At 52.3% G+C, this 21,812-nt stretch carries 6 protein-coding genes and 2 pseudogenes; 6 read left to right on the top strand and 2 right to left on the bottom strand.

Features of this window, described 5'->3' with window-relative positions; translation table 11 throughout:
* A pseudogene (locus ACFSX3_RS33330) lies at positions 1-753 on the bottom strand (transposase); the annotation flags it as partial.
* 411 nt (positions 754-1,164) lie between these two features.
* On the opposite strand from ACFSX3_RS33330, the pseudogene ACFSX3_RS27745 reads away from it, so the two are divergent.
* Positions 1,165-1,383 (top strand): annotated as a pseudogene (locus ACFSX3_RS27745) (3-hydroxyisobutyrate dehydrogenase); the annotation flags it as partial.
* Here ACFSX3_RS27745 and ACFSX3_RS27740 read toward each other — a convergent pair.
* Positions 1,355-2,044: a 4'-phosphopantetheinyl transferase family protein gene (locus ACFSX3_RS27740; protein ID WP_209993046.1), complete on the bottom strand. Its 690-nt coding sequence runs from the start codon at positions 2,042-2,044 to the stop codon at positions 1,355-1,357. The pseudogene ACFSX3_RS27745 and the gene ACFSX3_RS27740 sit on opposite strands and share 29 nt — an antisense overlap.
* Positions 2,045-2,449: 405 nt before the next feature.
* Here ACFSX3_RS27740 and ACFSX3_RS27735 point away from each other — a divergent pair, with 405 nt between their 5' ends.
* Genes ACFSX3_RS27735 through ACFSX3_RS27715 form a run of 5 tightly spaced genes read left to right on the top strand, consistent with a single transcriptional unit; the run spans position 2,450 to position 21,811 of the window.
* Positions 2,450-5,122, top strand: a complete 2,673-nt coding sequence (locus ACFSX3_RS27735) for a type I polyketide synthase (protein WP_209993045.1) — start codon at positions 2,450-2,452, stop codon at positions 5,120-5,122.
* 1 nt (position 5,123) lies between these two features.
* The gene (locus tag ACFSX3_RS27730) at positions 5,124-9,596 is read left to right on the top strand and encodes a non-ribosomal peptide synthetase (protein ID WP_209993044.1); all 4,473 of its coding nucleotides are present in this window, start codon (positions 5,124-5,126) and stop codon (positions 9,594-9,596) included.
* A 13-nt stretch (positions 9,597-9,609) separates the two neighbouring features.
* Positions 9,610-11,175: a serine hydrolase domain-containing protein gene (locus tag ACFSX3_RS27725; RefSeq protein ID WP_209993043.1), complete on the top strand. Its 1,566-nt coding sequence runs from the start codon at positions 9,610-9,612 to the stop codon at positions 11,173-11,175.
* On the top strand, positions 11,172-11,879 hold the full coding sequence (locus ACFSX3_RS27720; RefSeq protein ID WP_209993042.1) for a thioesterase II family protein: 708 nt from the start codon (positions 11,172-11,174) through the stop codon (positions 11,877-11,879). The genes ACFSX3_RS27725 and ACFSX3_RS27720 overlap by 4 nt, the downstream gene beginning before the upstream one ends.
* A gap of 11 nt (positions 11,880-11,890) precedes the next feature.
* Positions 11,891-21,811, top strand: coding sequence for a non-ribosomal peptide synthetase/type I polyketide synthase (locus tag ACFSX3_RS27715; protein ID WP_209993041.1), 9,921 nt, complete (start codon positions 11,891-11,893; stop codon positions 21,809-21,811).
* Position 21,812 lies beyond the last annotated feature (1 nt).

Here is a 21,812-nt window from a genome sequence, read left to right as displayed (position 1 = left end):
CTTGCTAAAACTGTTCCGGTCCCCAAGCAGCTTTTGATATTGTTCGTACTTCTGCAGTCGAGGGAGCAAATCCTTACGCAACTTCCGAACGGCTTTTTTCAGGGATTTGTCTTTGGGTTTTTCGAGCAGTTGTGACTCCAGCGCCTGAGTCACTTGTTCGAGTTTCCCGCTGTTCATCTCGGTGGACCCGCCAAGTTCGTTCAGGTCCTGGCCACGGTGTTCCTGTTCTTCTTGTTTCTCTGCGGCCTCTATGCCCTCAAACAAAGCCTGTACCTTTTCTTGGAGTTTGGCCTTATGCTTATTAACCGCTTTGCCCCACACGAAAGTGTAACGATTCGCGTTAGCCTCGTTCTTGGTGCCATCCACAAATTAATGCTCCAGAGACACGTATTTTTCGTCAGCCAGAAATTGAAGCACGCCGGTAAATACCGTTTCGAGGACATTTCTCATCCGCTGGGAACGGAAGCGGTTCAGCGTGCGGAAGTCGGGTCGCTGCCGTCCGGCCAGCCACATGAAGGGAATGTTCTCCCGTACCGCTTTGGCGATTTGGCGAGACGAATAGATTCGTTGAGTGTACGCGTAGATGATGACTTTGGTGAGCATTTTGGGATGGTAGCTATCGCGGCCACCGCCGGGATAAGCAGCGTCAAAGATGGAGTCGTCCAGCCGATTTACAGCTGTGTTAACGACACGAGCGAGGTGGTTCGAAGGAATATCTTCTTCGAGATCCATTGGCAAGCAAAGTTGGTCCATGGACTATTGAATGTACAAAGAAACCCCTCCTTTGAAATGGTTGTGTGGTAACTCCATTTTAACAAAAGAGAGGTTTCTTTTTTTGCGTTTTTATAAATATTGTCGTCCATTTTCCGCTTAAACAGCGGAGAGAACGGAACGATTGTGGAAAAGCGGCAGCGGTCGCCTTGGTCTCCGGATTTTCACCGCTAAGGGGAATGAAAAAAATCTGGAGAGCACAGCGATTGGAACAACGGTCCGTTCGCGCAGCGTCCACCCAAGTGTTCACGTTGATCTTACTCCAAAACAAAGGGCCGTCCCAAGCAGCCATTTCATGGCTTTTGGGACAACCCCTTCTATTTATTATTTTAGGAAAGACGCATTTATATCCGTTATTAGAGGTTGGTGGACATTAGGTCCGACTAGGCTTTTAGCGGATCTTTAAGTGATTCGTGGCGACAACAGCCAGGGACCCCTGCGTACTGCACAGAACTTACCACAGAGGAACTAACCGCAGCGTTAAAAAAAGCAAATAAAGAAAAAGCCCCATTCCAACGCGATAAAGTGATAGAGAAGCTATCGGCAGCTATTGGAGGATATTCGCACCAAGACATTGTGAACCTCAATAGAGAGATCTATAGAGCTCACTGAGCTTAATAAAAGTGGCTGTTTCCGGCAGTGTGCAACAGCTTGAACAAGCGGCAGCTTTGTAGTCCGGGGCGATAGTATAGGTCTGTAAGTACATTGACTCTGCTTCTGTGATCAGACCAAAGTTACCATCTTCACGCTGCTGTACCGTAAATGAATCAAGTGGCCGGGACAGCCCGGTGCCAATTGCCTTGATATAGCTTTCCTTTAATGTCCACAGGTCATAAAAAAAATCCTGCCGCTCTCCGGCAGACTTGGCCTGTAACGCCTCTCGCTCCTCCACAGAAAAAAACCGCTCTGCTATTTGAATATCTATAGGCCGTATCTGCTCAATATCTACTCCGAGAGAACCCTCATTCATTCCCCAGATCATCAGCACCCAATCTCCTGAATGAGACACATTATACTCAAAATCCGGCAGCCCAGACACCCCCGGTTTGCCGAATGCATTCTCCTCGAATTGAATATTTCCATTCCGTTGACCCAGCTGGCTGCAGAGGATGTAGCGCACCAGTATCTCGCCAAATAAAGAACGATACGCATCTTCCTTATGGAAAAACCGGGCGAGCCGTGCACGACGTTCTTCTGTTACCTGTGCTGTAAAATAAGCATAGCTCTCCAGACTTAGCTGCTCCGGGAGCTTAAAAGCAAGAATTTTGGACATATCCAACACCTGTCTTAGAAGATTTTGATTTGTTTTCGTTATTGTGAAGCTTGCGAAATATGCAGTCCGTTCTCAAAACAGGATAGCTATACGATTCTACGATTCTAGCATATTAATTTGAAGTCACTCTATACCTAAATTGATACTAATAGCACTTTCCGGAATTTGCGCATTATTTAACTTCTGGCATATTACGACATAATCGGACGTCGAATGCTGCTGATACGTAGACTATTTTATTATTTAACTTAAATTTAAAATAATAATTTTTATTGTTATATAGTCCTAAAGTATGGTATTTATTTAAATATTTTCATAGTATAGTAGGTAATATCAAGCCCTCGTCAAAATCAGTTTTAATACTACAATGATATTGAATATAAGCAATATTACGGGAGTGATCTCATGTCATTGGAGCACGAATATGATGATAATAAGGCGGATATTGCCATTATTGGCCTCTCCATCCGTCTGCCTGGAATTGATACCGTTTCCCAATTCTGGAAGTCAATTCTGGCTGGCGAAGAGGTCGTTGCTGACACATCCTTACAGGATACAGTAGGAGTTACTTCTGCGGAGGGAAGGCACAACTTTATTCGCACAAACACCAACATCCGGAACATTGAGAATTTTGATGCTACATTCTTTAATTTCAATATCAGAGAGGCGTCTTTAATGGACCCGCAGCATCGTCTGCTGCTGGAGATGGCTTGGGAAGCACTGGAGGCAGCGGGATGTGATCCGGGAACCTATGAGGGTCTTATCGGGATGTATGCTGGTGTGTACGCGAACTATTATCAGATGTTCAACCTAATGCCGCTTCTTAATGGCAACAGAGCAGCCTCCGAACTCCAAATGCAGATCGCAAGTGAGAAAGACCATGCGGCGATGATGGCCGCTTACAAGCTAGGCCTTACCGGGCCAGTGCTGAATGTCCAGTCTGCCTGTTCCAGCTCGCTGGTTGCTGTACATTTGGCGTGTGAGAGTCTGCTCACTTACTCCAGTGACATGATGATATGCGGAGGGGCGACACTTGGCATTCCCCAAACCAACGGCTATTACTATCAAGATAATGGGTTGTTGTCTGCTGATGGGCATCTCAGGGCGTTCGATAAGCAGGCTACTGGAACCCTATACAGCGACGGGGCAGGTTGCGTCGTACTGAAACGATACAGCGATGCCCTTGAAGATGGCGACACAATTTATGCTGTTATTAAAGGTTCTGCCGTCAATAATGACGGAGCCCTCAAAGCCGGTTATACAGCTCCCGCTGTCACAGGTCAGATTCAGGTTATTGAACGCGCACAAATGAACGCTGACGTAAGCGCCAGGGACATCAGTTACATAGAAGCTCATGGTACCGGCACTCCTTTAGGAGATGCGATTGAGCTTGAAGCACTGCATGAGGTATTTGCCAGACATACTGAAAAAAACGCTTTTTGTGCTTTGGGTTCGGTTAAATCTAACGTCGGTCACACGGGACCAGCCGCAGGTATCGTTGGGTTAATCAAGACAGTCATGGCCCTGCGAGAGAGGATACTGCCACCCGCTATTCACGCAGATACACCACATGACAGGTTGATGACCGGCCAGAGCCCGTTTTATCTGAATCCAGTTCCGCTGGAGTGGAGCAGCCCCAATCAACGGCGTCTGGCTGGGGTCAGCTCCTTCGGGCTTGGAGGTACCAATGCACATGTTATCCTGCAAGAAGCACCGGCGTTGCCGAAGGGACCTTCCTTGCGGCGCAGCAAATTGTTCGTACTCTCCGCCAAAAGTGCAGAGGCGCTCAAGAGGAAAAAGCACTCCTTGCAGCAATTTCTAAGCCCGGCTTCAGAAGAGCTGTTAGCAGATGCAGCCTTTACATTGCAAACCGGACGGAAGCTGTTTGAGCACCGGGCCATTTGGCTATACGGCTGTGGAGGGGAGACAGAGTGGATGGAACGGGAGACTGGGAAGAAAGATGCCCCTGAGCTTGCGGGCATGCCCTTGTTCCACTTCCCGGATCTATCCAGTTTCGAGACTCCTGAGCTTGGGGAATGGATGGCTGAGGAAAAGGTATTCTACAGCAACTTCGTGCAGGGTAACAACCTGGCAGAGGAATGGTTCGGCAAGGGAGTTGAGGCATTGCAGGCACAAGCCGCATACGCCTTAACCGTGCAGATCTCCTTATTCAAACTCTGGGAGAGCTGGGGAATCCATCCCTCGGGCTGCCAAGGTACAGGCAGCGGCTTATTTGCCGCCGCTTATGCCTGTGGCCTCCTGACTCATGCGGATGCTTTGTATCTGGGCAGCTCCTACACAGCCGCACTCGCAACTTCGGGGGAGGCGCAGGGTAGCATTGTCCGAAGCTACCGGCAACGCGTCTCCAGTATGAGAACGGGACCGATGAAAGTTCCGCTTGCAGCACCTCCGGGGAGGAGCCAGATGACTCATGCAGAGTGGAGCAGTAGTGATTATTGGACAGCGTATCTCACGGATGCCCTGGAATACGGAGCCTCAGTACAGACCAGCAGTAGGAATGAGAACGATCGGCTGGTGCTGGATATGAATCTTGCTGAATCTTCGGGGAGTCATGGAACCACAGAATGGAAGAGCGTTTACCTTCTTCTCGGCAAAGTCTGGATGGAAGGCTACCCCGTCAATTGGAAGGCTTATTATCAAGGGGAGCGCCGCCGCCGCATTGAATTGCCTGCCTATCCATTTGAAAGAACACGCTGCTGGGTGGAGCGTGATGATTCTGCACTGGATACTACGGGACCGCTTCAGCCCATGGTGGAACCCGTCAACTTGCGGCCAGAGCAGCTGGGTGGATACATCGCACCAAGAACAAAGGTTGAACGGGAGCTGGTTGCAGCTTGGGAGCTGTATCTGGGGGTGGCCCCGATCGGAATCAACGACAACTATTATGAACTGGGAGGCAACTCGCTGCTGGCAGCTTCCTTACATGCACATCTATGTGAACAGCTTTGCGTGACACTTAGACTTGAAGTTTTTTTGGAGCAGCAGACGATAGCCCGATTAGCCGAATCCATTGAATCCTGGAGACTGAATTCTATATCTGCGAAAGGCGGACACTGACATGGATCTTGTGAATAAGGCCTTGCATCGTTTAAGCCATCCCCAAAAGAGAATTTGGTATACCGAATGCCTTCATCCCCAGACAGCCGTACATCATATTGGTGGCTGTGTCCGTATTCACGGAACGCTCGATTTCCCCCGTTTGGAAACTTCGATCCAACATGTGATTCAGTCTCATGATGGCCTGCGCCTGCGTTTGCAGGCACAAGACGGTGAACCGCAACAATATGTAGCGGATATTCATTCGCTACAGCCGTTGCCCCACTACGACTTCAGCTCATATGCCGATCCCCAGACGGTTTTTGAGAGGTGGGTGAAGACCGAAGCGGCACAACGATTTGAGCTTTTCGATGCTCCTTTATACCACATCGCTACCTTCAAGGTGGGGGAGCTGAATAATGGTTTTCTCCTGAAAGCCCATCATATCATCTGCGACGGCTGGTCCATGGACCTGCTGACCAGACAAATTCTCGGACATTATGAATCGCTGGGCAGGGAAGACATCTCTGACAGTGCTGTGTCCGAACCCTCCTATTTGACTTATCTCGATCTCGAAAATCAATACCTGAGCTCTCAGCGTTGTCAGAGCAACAAACAATTCTGGGAGAACAAATTTGATGTTCTTCCCGAACCGCTATTTGACAAAAGGGCCACTGCTCCCGCCGGCAGACGTTACACCCGCCTGCTCGACAAGCAGGCCACAGAGCAGATTACCCGTATTCTGCCAGAGCTTAATGTGTCTTTGCCCCTATTTTTATCTGCCGCATTCGGGTTGGTACTAGGCAGGTATTACCAGAGAGAGGATGTAATCCTGTCTATACCCGTATCCAACCGCTCTTCTCACACCAAAGCAACCGTTGGCATGTTCACTGGTAATCTGCCGCTGTCGCTGCACCTTAAGGAAGGCCTGTCCATCCGGGCATTTGTACAGCGGGTACGCCGTGAATATTCACGTAATCTCGCCAATCACAAGTATCCGTTCGATCTCCTTGCACAGCAGCTTCAGCTGCGGAAAAATGGGCATGGCAGCCTATACCAGGCCGCTGTGAATTATTATAATACCCACCTGTTAACCACCGTGGACAACATGAGGATTAGCAATGAGGAGTTCTACTCCGGCGAGCAGGCTTATCCCGTACAGTTGATGATCAAGGACTGGTCTGAGGATGGCACGTTATTGTTCACTCTGGACTACCAGACTCAGATCATTGGCAAGGATGAGGCTGAAACGCTGGTGGACTGTCTCCTGCATGTGTTGAATCAGATGGTGCATACTCCAGACCTTCCATTGAAGGAACTAACCCTGACTACCGAAAGGCAATGCAAACAAACCTTGATTCATTACAATCAGCCTTCTATCCACAACTATTCACTTGAAAAGACGGTTATGGATCTATACGCAGAGCAGGTTCGGCTCCATCCCAACCGGATTGCCCTGAGCTGTGCAGAGGAGCAGCAGACCTTTGCAGAATTGGCGCAGCAGGTTAATTGCCTTGCGTCAGCACTGACCGCAGAATTCCCGCATGTGTCAGGCGTAATAGGTGTACGGATGCATCATTCTCCCGAACTGGTCATTGCAATGCTGGCGATTCTTCAGTGCGGTGCGGCTTTTCTGCCGCTTGACCCCGGAGTTCCGCCCGCCAGAGCGGAGTATATGCTTCGAGACTCGGGAGCAATCTGCCTGTTGACCGATCTGTCAGAGGAACCGGCTTCCGGCTGGCTTATCCCCACGCGCAATCCCCGGCATCTGCTCCGGCATAGGCCGTTGTCTCAGGAAGCACAGCAGAGGTCGAGGCCTGAAGAAACAGCTTACATTCTATATACCTCGGGATCTACAGGAGCACCCAAAGGGGTAAAAGTTCTTCACTCTAACCTGGCCAACTATATCACTTGGGCAGCGGCAGAATACTTGACCTCGGAACATGAGGTGTTCGCCTTTTATTCCTCAATTGCCTTTGATCTGACGCTGACCTCCTTATTCGTACCCCTGGTCAGCGGCACCCAGTTGAGGATATACCCCTCTGGCGGCGAGGACTATACCTTGAGCCGGATTCTGAACGAGAACAGGGCTACAGTAATCAAGCTCACCCCTTCCCATCTTGCACTTATGGGGCAAGAACGGAGGCCGAATGCTGCCTTGCGGACACTGATTGTAGGCGGGGAAAGTCTCAAGACCGGTGTTGCGGCGGCCGTTCAGCAAGCCTACGGTCCTACTGTAGCTATCTATAACGAATACGGGCCAACGGAAGCAACCGTAGGCTGTATGATTTACCGTTATGATCCCTTAACAGACAAGGGGGCAACCGTGCCTATCGGAGTACCTGCTGCAAATGCGAAGCTATATATATTGGATAGGGATTTGCGGCCTCTGCCTCCAGGCGCGAAGGGAGAACTCTACATTTCCGGCCCCGGTGTTGCAGATGGCTACGTCCATCAACCCGGGCTGACGGCGGAACGCTTCTTGCCGGATGCAGTGAACAAAGGCAACCGGATGTATCGTACGGGGGATCTGGTCCGGTGGGGTGAAGGCGGTGTGATGGAATATATCGGCCGCTGTGATACCCAGCTTAAGGTTAGAGGCTACCGAATCGAGACGGAAGAGATCGAACATCACCTGCTGGAGATGGAGGGTATCCGTAATGCAGTTGTCATGACGGAGGGTGAAGGTCCCGGCATGGAACTGGTCGCCTGTATTGTCGGAGGCTCGCTTACAGCGCTCGATATCCGCAGCCGTCTAGCAGGCATCCTGCCTGGATACATGGTCCCGGGACGTATCATTTTTAGAACAGAGATTCCGCTAACTGCTAATGGGAAGACCAATCGGAGGCAGCTTGCACAAGAACTGGATGACGCCGCAGTACAGGTCCAGGAGTACGAAGGGGGGAGTCAGACTAAATGGCTTTTATCCGCACTGCGGACCATTCTGGAGCGTAAGGAAATCAGCCTGGAGGACCGTTTTTTCAATCTGGGCGGGGATTCCATCAAAGCCATTCAGATTTCAAGCCTACTCAAAAATCAAGGACTTCAACTCAGCGCGGCAGATATTCTGGATCATCCTCTCATTAGCGAAATGCTTCTGCATCTCACTGAAGATAAAGAGGTTCATACACAGGGGCCGCCGGAGGGAATCATCCCGTTGACACCGATCCTGTCGTGGTTCTTCTCCCGTGAGCTTGCGAATGAAGACTACTATCTGCAATCGATGCTGCTGGAGATCCGGGAAGATATTGCCATGCATACCCTTGAAGACAGTTTAAGGCAGTTGATTCAGAACCATGACTCCTTGCGCTTGCATTATGACTCTGTAGAGCAGATTCTCTCCTATAACAACGAACTTTCTGTGGCTAAGTTTCAGCCTGATGTACTTGATTTGACCGAATTTGATCCTACACAACGGGAGCAAGAGTTCCTGACGTATACCTCCGCACTGAAGGCAGGCATACGTCTTACTCAGCAGGATCAGTTCCCTTTCCGCGCCTGCTTAATTATCGAGCCGGGATGTGCTAATCGTCTGCTGCTGGCGGCTCACCATGTCTGTATAGACGGTGTCTCATGGCGGATTATTTTGGAGGATTTGGGACGATTGCTTCGGGGAGAATGCCAGTGGCTGCCCAAAACATCATCGTTCAAGCACTGGGCGCTGGCACTGAGCGAACGTGCTGAACCGCTGGTCCAGCGGGAGCGGGAATATTGGAATGGAAATTACAACCTCCCAGATGATCATTGGCTTTGTTTTGGGCAACCGGGTAGTGGACGCACAACACTTCGTACGCTGACGTTCAGCCCTGCTGAAACGGGGCTATTGCTTGAACAGTGCCAGCAGATTAACGGTCTGCAGCCCCATGAGCTGCTGCAGACTGCACTTGCCTTGGCATTTCAGGATACCGGGAACTGGCAGACGCAGGTCATTTGGCTGGAAGGACATGGCCGGGAGCCCTTGTTCCCTGACATGGATCTCTCGCGTACCACTGGCTGGTTCACCAGTCTGTATCCGGTCAGAATCACCGCTCAGGCCGGTACAACTGTAATCGAGAGGAGGGATAACATCCTCCAACAGTTCAGGGCGGTGCCCCGCAAAGGTCTGGGATATGGCATTTTAGCTTATGGATTGGGACTGATTACACCGGCTGTTCCCCGGATTGTATTCAATTATCTTGGGGAATTTCAGGAGGATTACGCGAATGGGCTGTTGCGTGTTCTGAATGAACCCACAGGACCGGATATAGCTGAAGACAATGCAACACCATTCGTACTGGAGATCAACGCTTATATTCTGAAGCGCATACTGTATCTGGAGTTGCGTTCTCCCTCCAGTATGCCGGACAAGGTCATGGAGCAGTGGATGGAGCGGTATAAAGCCCACTTTGCAGAACTTCTCAGTCAACCGCCTGTTCATAGGGAGCCAAGCTGGACGCCCGCTGATTTTGATGCAGTGGATATGACGCAGGAGGAATTGGATTCGTTATTCAAGTAACAGGGGGGATAACATGAACCGATTGCTAATCAAAATGCTCTGTGCCTGTATGCTGCTTGGCATAGCTGCGATGCCGCCAGCTTCGGCAAATACTGCTAATAGCGGGATTTCAGCTGAGTCCGTTGACAAATATGTGCTTAAGCTGATGGATCAGATGGATCTTCCCGGTGTCTCTGTAGCGGTGCTTCGCGGTGACAAGACTTATGTTAAGGGGTATGGCAAAGCTGATGCCAGCCGGAATATACCGGTAACCCCAGACACCTTGTTCGAAATTGGCTCCAACAGTAAAGCCTTCACCAGTGTCGGTCTGCTGCTGCTTGTCGAACGAGGGCTTGTAGACCTGGAAGCGCCAGTAACCCGCTATCTGCCATGGTTAACACTGCAAGCAAAGGGGGAGGCTGCCGAACCAACGGTTGGGCATTTCCTTAACCAGACCAGTGGGCTGGGCAGTGATTCTGTTGCACGGATAGATCCGTCCACCGAAGACACCGCACTTCAGGATACGGTGCGCGGACTAAGCGAGAATCCGCTCTGGTCTAAACCGGGGACCCAATTTCTGTACTCCACCGGTAATTATGATGTGCTTGGTGCAATTATTGAAGCGGTGAGCGGGATGTCCTATGAATCTTATATGTCCGCTGAAATCTTTCAGCCTTTGGGATTAGAGCTGACAACCGCAGGCAGAGCGATATTGCAAGGCGGCAAGGAAATCTCCCAAGGCTACAAGCCTGGACTTATCGGCAACAGAGAGTATCAAGCCCCCGTCTACCGCGGGAATACACCCGCAGGCTACATCTTGTCGAGCGCTACGGATATGGCCCGCTGGTTGAATCTGCAGATGAACCCGGCAGCGGCGCCTTCAGCGCTTGGGGGAGCCATTGCCCGTGCACAGATTCCCGATGAAACGGTCAAGGCAACACTAACTCCTCCGTATATAACATCTTTTCGCTATGGGGGTGGCTGGCTAGTATTTAACAAAGGAGATCATACCCTTTTTTCACACGGAGGCAATAATCCCAATTTCTCTTCGTACGTCTTGTTTGATCCAGTCCAACAAATCGGAGTTGCTGTTCTGGGTAACCGGAATACGACGGCGACTTACGCCATTTGCGAAGGACTATATGCCTTGCAGCAAGATCTGAGTCCTGCCGCCGCACCCATGGATACTATGGACACAGCGAATCTCGCAGGACAGATCATGATCCTTATTTGTACGGCTCTATGTCTCTGGCTGCTCTACGCATGGGTCAAGGATCTGCGCCTGATCCGCAATGGCAGACGGCTGCGCAGGAGACCTTCTTTCTCCCTATACGCCAAGACATCCGGTTTGGTGATCCTGGCCGCTCTTATTATGGGTGTGGCCTGGTATATACCCAAAATGCTTTTTTGGGGTTATCCTTGGAGATTTATTGTCGTATGGGCACCGTTTACGATAGTTCCAGCTATGATTATGACCGCAATTACAGGAACGATGTTTTCTGCCTTAAGACTGTTAAAAATGTGGTTCCCGCTGTACCCAGCCGGGTTAACGGACAACCAGACACAGCCGCAAGTGATTCAAGAGGAGGCTTCCTTATGACTATCAAGCTTTTTACAATTCCTTATTCCGGCAGTTCCGCAGCCATCTACCTGAAATGGAGGACCCTGCTGCCGGCCAATATCGAAGTGGTCCCCCTTGAATTTCCAGGCAGAGGCAAAAGGTTCGGGTCCAAGCTATGCGACAGTATGGAGTCATTGATTGACGATCTTGTACAGCATCTGGGCAGCCAGCTTCAGGGGAGTCCATATGCGCTGTACGGACACAGCCTGGGAGGACTGGCGGCGTATGAACTGAGTGTGCGGCTCCTGGAGAGCGGACAGGCGCTTCCGGAACATGTCTTCTTCTCCGGCTGTAATCCACCGCACCTGCGTTATGGAGAGGAGCAACTGCATAAACTGCCGGACGAGCTATTCCTTCAAGAAATTCTCAAACTGGGCGGTACGGCTCAGGAACTGGTTAATCATTCAGAGCTAATGAGAGTTTTCCTGCCGATCATCAAAGCGGACTATAGAATCTACGAGTTGTATGCCGGCAACGGCCGGCGCGTGAAGCTTCCGGTGGATTGCACGGTCATGGTCGGTACCGATGATCCCTTGATGCCTGCAGAGAACGGGATAGAGTGGGAGCAGTATATCAGCGGGAGCATGAAGATCAAAAATCTGCCCGGCGGGCACTTTTTCATTCATGACCGTCAGGATGATGTGATCGCCGCCATTCAGGATGCACTTGCCGTTCATAAGTGAGGAGGCCCAACATGAAGGTTGAGAAAAACAACGTCCAGGATATATGGCCGCTGCGGCCGCTGCAGCAAGGGATGCTGTTTCATTATTTGCAGGAGGAATCCAAAAGTGAATACATGGAGCACCTTATACTTAGTCTACAGGGGCAAGTAGATAACCGGCTGTTCAATGCAGCCTGGCTCGCTGTCTACCGTGCGAATGACGCATTGCGGTCCGTGTTCAAATGGGAGGGGCTCCGGGCACCTGTGCAGATTGTGCTTCGGAACCGTGAACCGTTGCCGGAAATCTATGATTTCACGGGCGGAATGATCCCTGATGAATTCAAGGCCGTCCTTTCCACTGAAGACCAACAGGCTCTGAAGCAGACGAGGAGCAAGAAAGAACGGATACAGCTAATTTCAGAAATCATAGGTAAACGGAACCGTACCATGCGCTTCGATCTGACCCGGGAAACCCTGCGAATCGTATTATGTAAGTTCGACGGGGAGTGCAGATTGTTCCTGACATTCCATCACATTGTGCTGGATGGCTGGAGTCTCGGCATTGTGCTGGAAGAATGGCTTCATGCCTACCGGGCACTCGCTGAAGATCAGGAAGTATCCCCTTCGGCAAAGCCGGGAATGAAGGCTTACCTGGCGGCTGTCAAAGGCTCACGCCAACCGGAACGTGAAGCGGTATATTGGGCTGATTGCCTGCGGGATTATGAAATAAAACAAACGATACAACCGTTCTACAAACCCCGGCGCCCGGGATTCAAACGGGTATCCCTGAGCATACCGGAAACGGCAGCGGCGGGAATGCGTCTATTCTGTCAAAACAATGGCATGCCGGTAGCAACCTTGATGAATGGTGCATGGGGCCTATTGCTCCAGCGGTTCAAACATGTCGATGATATTGTATTTGGCTCGACGTTATCCGGCAGGGGCGTTAGTCTTACCGGCATCGAGCGTATGGTCGGGCTGTTGATCAATACGGTGCCGCTGCGTCTTTCCAGCCGAAAGAGGGAAAGTGTTCTGGAATATTTGGCGGGCGTTCAATCCGCAATTACAGCCAGGCGTCCCTATGAAATGGCCGGTCTGTCCGAGATCCGGGGATACGCCGGGATTCAAGGTACCGAAGAGTTATTTGATACCTTGCTGGTCATGGAGAACTATCCGCTGGATAAGGTGCTCCTGGAGCAGCCAATGGCAGGTTCCGCAGCGGAGGGCCTAACCGGACAAGCTCCCTTGTCGATCAGCTCCTTTGAAATGGTGGAGCACACGCATTATCCGCTTACCCTGCTCATTCGGGAGAGCAGCGGTTTCGAAATGGACTTCATCTATGATCAGGAAAGCTATGACTATTTTGTGGTAAATCAGATGTCACAGTGCTTTGTGCAACTGCTGCACAATCTGGTCACGCAGCCAAAGGCACAGGTGTCAGACATTAGGATCGCCGAACCTGACGCCTTAAAAATGAACGGACTGCTATCCGCCGCCGGACCCCTGAAGCAGTTCCGTGAACAATCGATTCCGCAGTGGTTCACCACGATGGCACGGAGCCATCCCCAGAACATTGCCATCATTCATGAGCAAGTCAAGTGGACCTATGCTGAGCTTGACCGGAGGTCTGACCAGGTAGCCGCTGCACTGGTTCGTCTTGGAGCCGGGCCGGAGCAATACATTGGAATCGAGTCTCGGCGGAGCCCGGAGACGATCATGGGACTGCTCGCGATTCTGAAATCCGGGGCGGCTTATGTGCCTCTGCACCCGGATTATCCTGAAGAGCGGATCAGATTCATGATCGAAGATTCAGGGATGCGGCTTATGCTGTCTGACAGGGACAGCCGGCTTTCTTTTATGACATCGATGAATGTAGACACGCTGTGTTACCAAGATATCCTTGAGACAGAAGATACGGATCTGCTGGGCAGCTTCCCTTCTCCGCATGATGGCGGACACCGTGTAGCCTGCATTGTGTATACTTCCGGATCTACCGGAAGGCCCAAAGGCGTGATGATCGAGCATAGAGGGATCGTGCGGCTGGTGAAGCATACAGAGTTTGTTAATTTCAGCACCAGCGATGTGATTTTGCCGACATGTCCGTTTGAATTCGATGTCTCCAACTTCGAGATCTGGGGGGCACTGCTGAATGGAGCGTCACTGTACCTGATGGATCAGGATAAGCTGCTGATGCCTCATGTATTAAAAGAAACGCTGCTCCAGCAGAAAATAAGCCTGATGTGGATGACTACACCGCTGTTCAATCAATTAGCCAGTGTGGATGCTTCGCTGTTCCGTTCACTGCGTTATCTGATTATTGGTGGGGATACGTTGTCGCCAAGACAGATTAACAAGGTGAGACAGGCCTGTCCCGCTTTGACACTTGTCAATGGCTATGGACCATCCGAGAATTCGGTGCTGTCCACTACATTTGCGATTGAACGGGAATATGAGACCAGAATTCCTATCGGCAGGCCTATCTCGAACTCCACTGCCTATATTCTGGACCGGAATCAACAGTTTTTGCCCGTGGGAGCGATTGGTGAACTATGCGTCGGGCTGGAAGGCGTGGCAAGAGGGTACCTGAACAACCCTGAGCTAACCGAGGCCAAATTTATTCCCGATCCGCTATATCCAGAGTACAGGATGTACAGAACAGGGGATTTGTCCCGCTGGCTGCCCGATGGAAATATTGATTTTCTCGGGAGAGCTGACAATCAGGTGAAGGTTCGGGGATACCGGCTTGAGCTGCAAGAAATCGAACATGAATTAAGCCGGTTGCCCGGAATCGAAGACTGTACGGTTATTATGATTCAGTCAGTGGACCGGGAGAAGGAGCTGGCTGCTTATTTCGTAGCGGGTAACACACTGCAACCTGGTCCACTAAGAAAAGCTATGCTGGAACGGCTGCCCTCCTATGCGGTGCCTACGCGTTACATGCAGCTTGCTGCGCTGCCGCTGACGATTAACGGAAAAATTGACAAGAAGGCGCTGCGCAACCTGCCGTTCCCTTCCTCAGTCACCGGAGGTACGTCTGTTAAATCACTGGCCTCCATGGAAATCACGGTGCTGGAAGCCTGGAAAGAAGCATTAGGGGTGGAACAAATTGGACTGGATGCCCCTTTTTTTGATATCGGCGGCAATTCGCTCCTGACGATCCGTATCAGCGATACGCTGCGTGCTTCCACCGGTATTGAACTGTCGGTAACCGATTTATTCCGATATCCAACGGTCAGAGAACTCGCCGCGTACATGGCAGCGAAGCAGTCAGAAGATAGTCCAAAGAACGACACCGATCATGTGGCTGCTGCCTCCCAAGTAGAGCAACCGCCGAAGGAAGACGCTTCCGTAACAACCAGTGATATTGCTGTCATCGGACTTGCGGGAAGGTTCCCAGGCGCTGCTGATCCGACGAGTTTTTGGAGCAATCTGCGGGAGGGGAAGGAGAGCATTTCGTTCTTTTCCGATGAAGAATTGCGTGCTGCCGGAATTGCCGAGACGCTGCTGCGTGACTCCAGGTATGTGAAAGCGAAGGGGATGCTTGAGGATATCGAATACTTCGATGCGGAGTTGTTCCATTACAGTCCGCAAGAGGCCGAACTGATGGACCCCCAGCTTCGCATTCTGCATGAACTCGCCTGGGCGGGCCTAGAGGATGCCGGATACGATCCCATGCGGTACCGGGATGCCATTGGCTTATTCGTGGGCGCAACGGTCCATCTGAACTGGGTGAACCGGCTGTTCGATTCCCTGGAGGACGATACAGAACGCTGGAGGGCGGCCAATCTAAATGTACATTCCTTGAGCATGCCCGTCTCTTATAAGCTCAATCTGACAGGTCCGTCGCTAACCGTAGAAACCGCATGTTCTTCGTCACTGGTTGCGGTGCATCTAGCCTGCAATTCCCTGATGAGAGGAGAATCAGATCTGGCGCTTGCAGGCGGGGTGTCGATCTCAGTACCCAAGAAATCGGGCTACACCTACCAGGATGGCATGATTAAATCGCCCGATGGGCACTGCAGAGCCTTCGATACAGATGCCAAAGGAACGGTCAGCGGCGATGGTGCGGGTCTTGTGGTGTTAAAAAAGCTGGATCAGGCGGTTCGTGACGGCGATCACATCTACGCTGTTATTAAGGGTTCTGCGATTAACAACGATGGAACGCGCAAGGCTGGATTCACTGCACCTAGCGTTCAGGGACAAATAGATGTTGTGACGGCTGCCCTGGAAGCCGCAGCTGTCTCAGCGGAATCCATTAGTTACATTGAGACACATGGTACAGGCACCCCACTGGGTGATCCCATTGAGATCGAGGCCTTGTCCGGGTTGTTCCCCGTCTCGAATGGAACCGAAACAGCCATCGGGTCTGTCAAAACCAATATCGGACATCTCGATGCTGCTGCCGGAATTGCCGGATTCATCAAAACCGTGCTGGCACTGCATCACAAGCAGTTGCCTCCCAGCTTGCATTATAAAGAGGCAAATCCAGCCATTAGCTTCGACAAAAGTTCTCTGTATGTCAATGCCACGCTTCAGGATTGGCTGCCGCCGGAGGGTTCGCCGCGCCGTGCCGGCGTAAGCTCGTTTGGAATCGGCGGAACCAACGCGCATGTCGTCCTGGAGGAGGCCCCGCTTCCCGTCGCCGCAGATCCTGGGAACAGACAGAACCGGAGTGAGGGATCACCCGAACTGTTCTTATTATCCGCTGCGACAGAAGAAGCCCTGCTGCAAAAAACAGAAGACTTGCTCCGTTATCTCAGTTCAGCAGAAGGGCAAGGGCAACAAATTGCGGATATTGCCTTTACGCTGAATACAGGCCGGCAAGAATTGAACTTCCGGATGGCATGGATTGCCGCAGATGCCGCTGAGCTTGCTGCCGGCCTGCGGGCTTTCCTGAGTGGAACACGCAACATTGCCCGTACCCGGGAGGCTGTGCATGTGGTATTCGCATTCCCGGGCCAAGGAACCCAATACGCAGGAATGGCACGTTACCTGTATGATACGCAGCCGCTATTCCAGCGTGAAATGGATCGCTGTCTGGAGCTGGCCTCACCGATCCTGGCGACCGATTTGCGGTCCATCTGGCTTCCGCAGCAGCAGCCGGACCCGGGAGGGCCATCACTGCCGGCAACGGCTTTACACGCTATCGACCAGACCGAAATTGCCCAGCCGCTGTTGTTTATGGTGGAGTATGCGCTGGCCCGGCTTTTGCAGCATTGGGGCATCTCGCAGACGGCTATGATCGGGCATAGCCTGGGTGAATATACAGCAGCCTGTCTCGCAGGCGTGTTGACACTGGAGGAGGCCATCCGGCTGGTGATCCGCCGTTCCTCGTTAATGCAGCAGATGGAACACGGCGAGATGATTAGTATTGGCCTCGGGCACGAGCATGTGCTCCCACTACTGGGCGAAAGACAAGCTCTGTCCGTGGCTGCGACCAACAGCCCGGAACTCACAGTGGTCTCGGGACCGCCCGCATCCATTAGTGCCCTGTCAGCCGAGCTGCGGCAAAGTGGCCATGAGCCCTTCCATCTCCAGGTATCGCATGCCTTTCATTCCGCGATGATGGAGCCGATGCTCGGCCCCTACAGCAAAGCGCTCCAAGAAATCAAATGGGCGGCTCCGGCAATTCCGTATATCTCCAATGTTACGGGGGAGCTGATCACAGCCGAACAAGCGGTGGACCCTGAATACTATGTGAATCATGTCCGGCAAACCGTCAGGTTCTCGGAAGGCGTGGCAACACTGGCGGAACAGCTTGAGCCTGTATTTCTGGAAGTCGGCCCCGGCCGGACGCTGGGTCAACTGATCCGCCGCAATCCGGGTGTCCGCAGCAATAGTAAGATTCTTAGCGTAGTACCCAAAGCCTCCGAGGCACAGGCTGCAGGAGTCCATCTGCTTCAGGCCTTGGGCGACCTATGGATGAGCGGAGTGGCTATCCACTGGGAGAGAGTATTTGAGAACCGCAACGGACGGCGGGTTTCCCTGCCGGTATACCCGTTCGGGAAGCAATATTACTGGAAATACCAGCAGGGGAAGGCAGAGGATATCCAACCGGACAGCTCGATTGCCCGCGTACGCCCCGTTTCTGAATGGGCTTATGCCCCGGACTGGAGTGAGCAAGAGGACAGTATGGAAGACAAGCGTTCTGGCTGCAACGGACAGACGGTGCTGTTGTTCATTGAACGGAGCCTTCTCGCTGACCAGTATGCAGCGTTGCTGGAGGAGCAAGGGGCTCAGTGGATCAAGGTCTACCCCGAAGGGACCTTTCAGAGGGAGTCTGCTGCGGAGTATACCCTTGATCCAGGCAACCCGGCCCATTATGCTCAATTATTTGAAGTGCTTGCCGAAGCCGGGACACAGCCGCCTGAACAGATCATTCATTTGTGGAGTCTCGGGTTGGACCAAGCAGAGACCTTAGCTCAGGCCCAAGTAGCGTCTGGACGAAGCGGGGAGAATCTTGCCGACACGGAGGTGCTTAACCGCTGCCTGTACAGTGTACTGGAGCTGGTGCGCGCTGCAGCTGTAGCCGCGCAAGGGAAGCCGCTGGAGTTAACGCTGGTCACAGATCAAATGGAACGGGTCCATCCGAACGACATCGTAGATCCGCTGAAAGCTACCCTGCTTGGGATAGCCAGCGTAATCCCGCTGGAGTATCCGCATATCCGGGTGCACACACTGGATCTCGATCAGGAGTCCATCGCCGCGAATCCCGGAATTCTGCTGACCCTGCCTTTCGAAGGATCGGCTAGTAAGGCTAGCCCGTTGCCCATCCGGCAAGCACTGCGGTCCTCACACCGATATGAACATGGTTTCATCCGGGTACCCCTTCCCCGGAGAGCCCTTCCGGCCGGAGCTTTGCGCAAGGGAGCGGTGTACCTGATCACTGGCGGCCTTGGCGGAATCGGCCTAGCACTCGCCGATTATCTGGCTAGTCAATATCAGGCCAAGCTTGTGCTGGTTAGCCGCAAGCCGCATCCGGTACAGGACCGGCTGGAACAGCTATGTTTGAGCGGAGCACAGGTGCATGTCGAATATGCCGATGTTGCTGATCTTGCTTCGATGGAACGTGTCATTTGTGCAGCGGCGGAGCGCTTCGGCCCGCTGGACGGAGTATTTCATGCCGCAGGAGTGCCGGATGGAAGCATGATCCACATCGCAACAAGAGAGCAAACCGCAGCGGTGCTGCGGCCCAAAATCGCAGGGACCACAGTCTTATATGAGGTGCTTGCAGCTATGCAGCAGCCACCGGCATTTCTCCTGCTATTCTCTTCGATCAGCGGCACATTCGGTGCTTTCGGACAGAGTGGGTACGCAGCGGCCAATGCCTTCATGGACGGATTTGCCCGTGCACATGCCGGGGATTCGTCTGGAATGCGAGTAGTCAGCGTGGATTGGGATGCTTGGAAGGAGACGGGGATGGCAGTTGAAGCTGTGAACCGATATAACGGCTCCGGCACAGATGAGGCGGAGCACCCGGCCGGCACAAAAGAGCAAGCGGAGCTCCCCCTGCGCATCACCCACCCGCTGCTAACCTCCAAAAGGGAGTCGGCAAGCGAGACGCAGACGGTCTATATATCCAGATTGTCGGCAGAGCATCATTGGGTACTGGACGGCCACCGGATGCTCGGTTCCTCTATTTTACCGGGAACAGCTTATGTAGAGATTCTGAGGGCATCGTTTGAAGAGTTAACCGGAGATACCGGCCTGAACATTGTAGAACTGTTTTTTGTACAACCGCTTGTGGTCGAAGAGGTGTGTGAACTAAGAACCGTATGGTCCAACAATAGCAGCGGCTGGGAATTCTCCATGTCCTCCATAGGAAAAGAAGGGGAATGGATACAACATGCCAAAGGCTGCGCGGAGCGCCTGGATGAGCAGAATGATCGGACCCTCAGCGGCGCAGAGCTCAATAAGCTCCAGAACGATCTACTGGCAGCAGCGGTTCCTGTTGAAGCAGAACGATCCGGCGAGGGCACGGTGGTACGCATGCAATATGGCCCTCATTGGAACAACATCCGCCGTTTCTTCCGCAACGGGAACGAAGCGGTTGCGGAATTGTCACTGCCAGAGGGTCTGGCAAGAGACTCGGCTGATTACGGAGTTCATCCTGCTCTGATGGACCGGGCAACGAGCCTGCTGGGCGGACAATCGGAGGACAGCCGTGCGTATCTGCCTTTTGCCTATAAGAACCTCCAGATTCTCCGGCCGTTCTCTGCTAATCTCTACACCATTGTGCAAGAAGGGGAACAAAGTGAGGAAGCCCGGACATTCACCTGCCGCATTACCGATCTGGAAGGCAGTGTACTCATGGAGATTGAAGAATATGTCATGAGCAAAGTCCGCAACCAGTCACTGTCAGACCCATTGCCGCTGGAACGCAATGGAACATTGCCTGCGGTCGGCAATTACCGGCTGGGATTAGCTGTGCCGGGTGAACTGAACAGCCTCCATATCCTGTCTGAATATCGGCTGCCTCCAGAACCGGATGAGGTAGAGATTAGAGTGGTAGCTAACGGCCTGAACTTTAAGGAAGTGCTGTATGCACTTGGTGTGCTTAAGCTTCCGGATTCCTATGGTTTCAGCTTCGGCCTGGAATGTGCGGGAACGGTAACGAGGGTGGGGGCAGGTGTAACCGATTGGCTGCCTGGAGATGAAGTGATGGCGATAGCCGGAGCAAGCTTGGGCAAATACGCGCGGGTCCCGGCAAGCTCGGTGGTACGCAAGCCTTCACGGATATCGTTTGCTGAAGCGGCAACCCTGCCGATTGCCTTTATGACAGCTTACTACGCGCTAATTATCCGTGGACAGCTCTCCTTGGGCGAGAAAGTGCTAATCCATACGGCAACAGGCGGCGTGGGTCTGGCAGCCGTGCAAATCGCCCAGTGGGTTGGAGCGGAGATTTATGCAACGGCCGGTACCGAAGAGAAACGAGACTACCTGCGTTCACTGGGTATCTCGCATGTGTACTCCTCGCGGGATCTTGCTTTTGCCGACCAAATCCGTGAGTCTGCCGGAACGGTAGACGTCATTCTGAATTCCCTAACGGGTGAGGCTGTCGAGCAAGGGCTCTCCTTATTGGCCCCGCACGGCAGATTTCTGGAAATGGGCGTAAAGGACATTATGGAGAACAGCACGCTGGGAATGCGGATTTTTGAGAAAGGAATTTCTGTGTCAGCCATCAGCATGGACAGCGGCCTTCCAGGCTACAAAAGGCTGTTCCGAGAGCTTGCCCGGCATGTGGAAGAAGGTACGTTCATACCGCTGCCTGTGATCCCTTACCGGTTCGCAGATACGGAAGAGGCTTTCCGGTATATGGCATCAGCCAAGCATATCGGCAAAATTGTCATTACTCAGGAACATGCCGCAGCTCCAAAGCCGGAGATGGCGCAGCTCCAGGGCGGAATGACCAATGCTGAAGGAATGGAAGTGCTTGAGCATATTTTATCCAAAGTCATGAGTGTAGAGTTATCACCCGTTCAGTGGCTGTTGTCAACGACCGACCTGAACACCCGCTATTCCTTACTTGAGGCTAACACGCCGGAGGGGATAAAACCTGTTAATAATAAGTCTCTCCCTACGGGGCGCAAGCGCAAACGGATGGCTAGCAGCACCGAATATGCACCTCCGCTTACACAGACACAGAGGAAGCTGGCAGAACTGTTCATGGACTATCTGGAGCTGGAGGCGATTGGTCTGCACGACAATTTTTTCGAAGCGGGAGCAAGCTCACTGGATCTGATTCAGATTAATGCCCAACTCAATGCTTTATCTGTCAAAGATACGTCGATTGTCAAAATGTACTCCTACCCGACGATTCATCTGCTGGATGCCTATTTGTTCGCGGACAGGGAAGACCAGACAGATAAGAGCGAGGTGCTCAAAGATTCCGAAGACCGTAAAAGAAAAGCAAGCCGCTTGAAAACACTGGAGTCCATCAAGGGAAGAAGGTGAT

The organism is Paenibacillus rhizoplanae, from assembly GCF_042684125.1.
GTDB lineage: Bacteria > Bacillota > Bacilli > Paenibacillales > Paenibacillaceae > Paenibacillus_AQ > Paenibacillus_AQ rhizoplanae.
This window is presented reverse-complemented; position numbering and strand designations above follow the sequence as displayed.

Bases quoted from the DNA above. Each gene is read 5' to 3' on its own strand.
- ACFSX3_RS27740 (WP_209993046.1), bottom strand. From the start codon at position 2,044: ATGTCCAAAATTCTTGCTTTTAAGCTCCCGGAGCAGCTAAGTCTGGAG.
- ACFSX3_RS27735 (WP_209993045.1), top strand. From the start codon at position 2,450: ATGTCATTGGAGCACGAATATGATGATAATAAGGCGGATATTGCCATT.
- ACFSX3_RS27730 (WP_209993044.1), top strand. From the start codon at position 5,124: ATGGATCTTGTGAATAAGGCCTTGCATCGTTTAAGCCATCCCCAAAAG.
- ACFSX3_RS27725 (WP_209993043.1), top strand. From the start codon at position 9,610: ATGAACCGATTGCTAATCAAAATGCTCTGTGCCTGTATGCTGCTTGGC.
- ACFSX3_RS27720 (WP_209993042.1), top strand. From the start codon at position 11,172: ATGACTATCAAGCTTTTTACAATTCCTTATTCCGGCAGTTCCGCAGCC.
- ACFSX3_RS27715 (WP_209993041.1), top strand. From the start codon at position 11,891: ATGAAGGTTGAGAAAAACAACGTCCAGGATATATGGCCGCTGCGGCCG.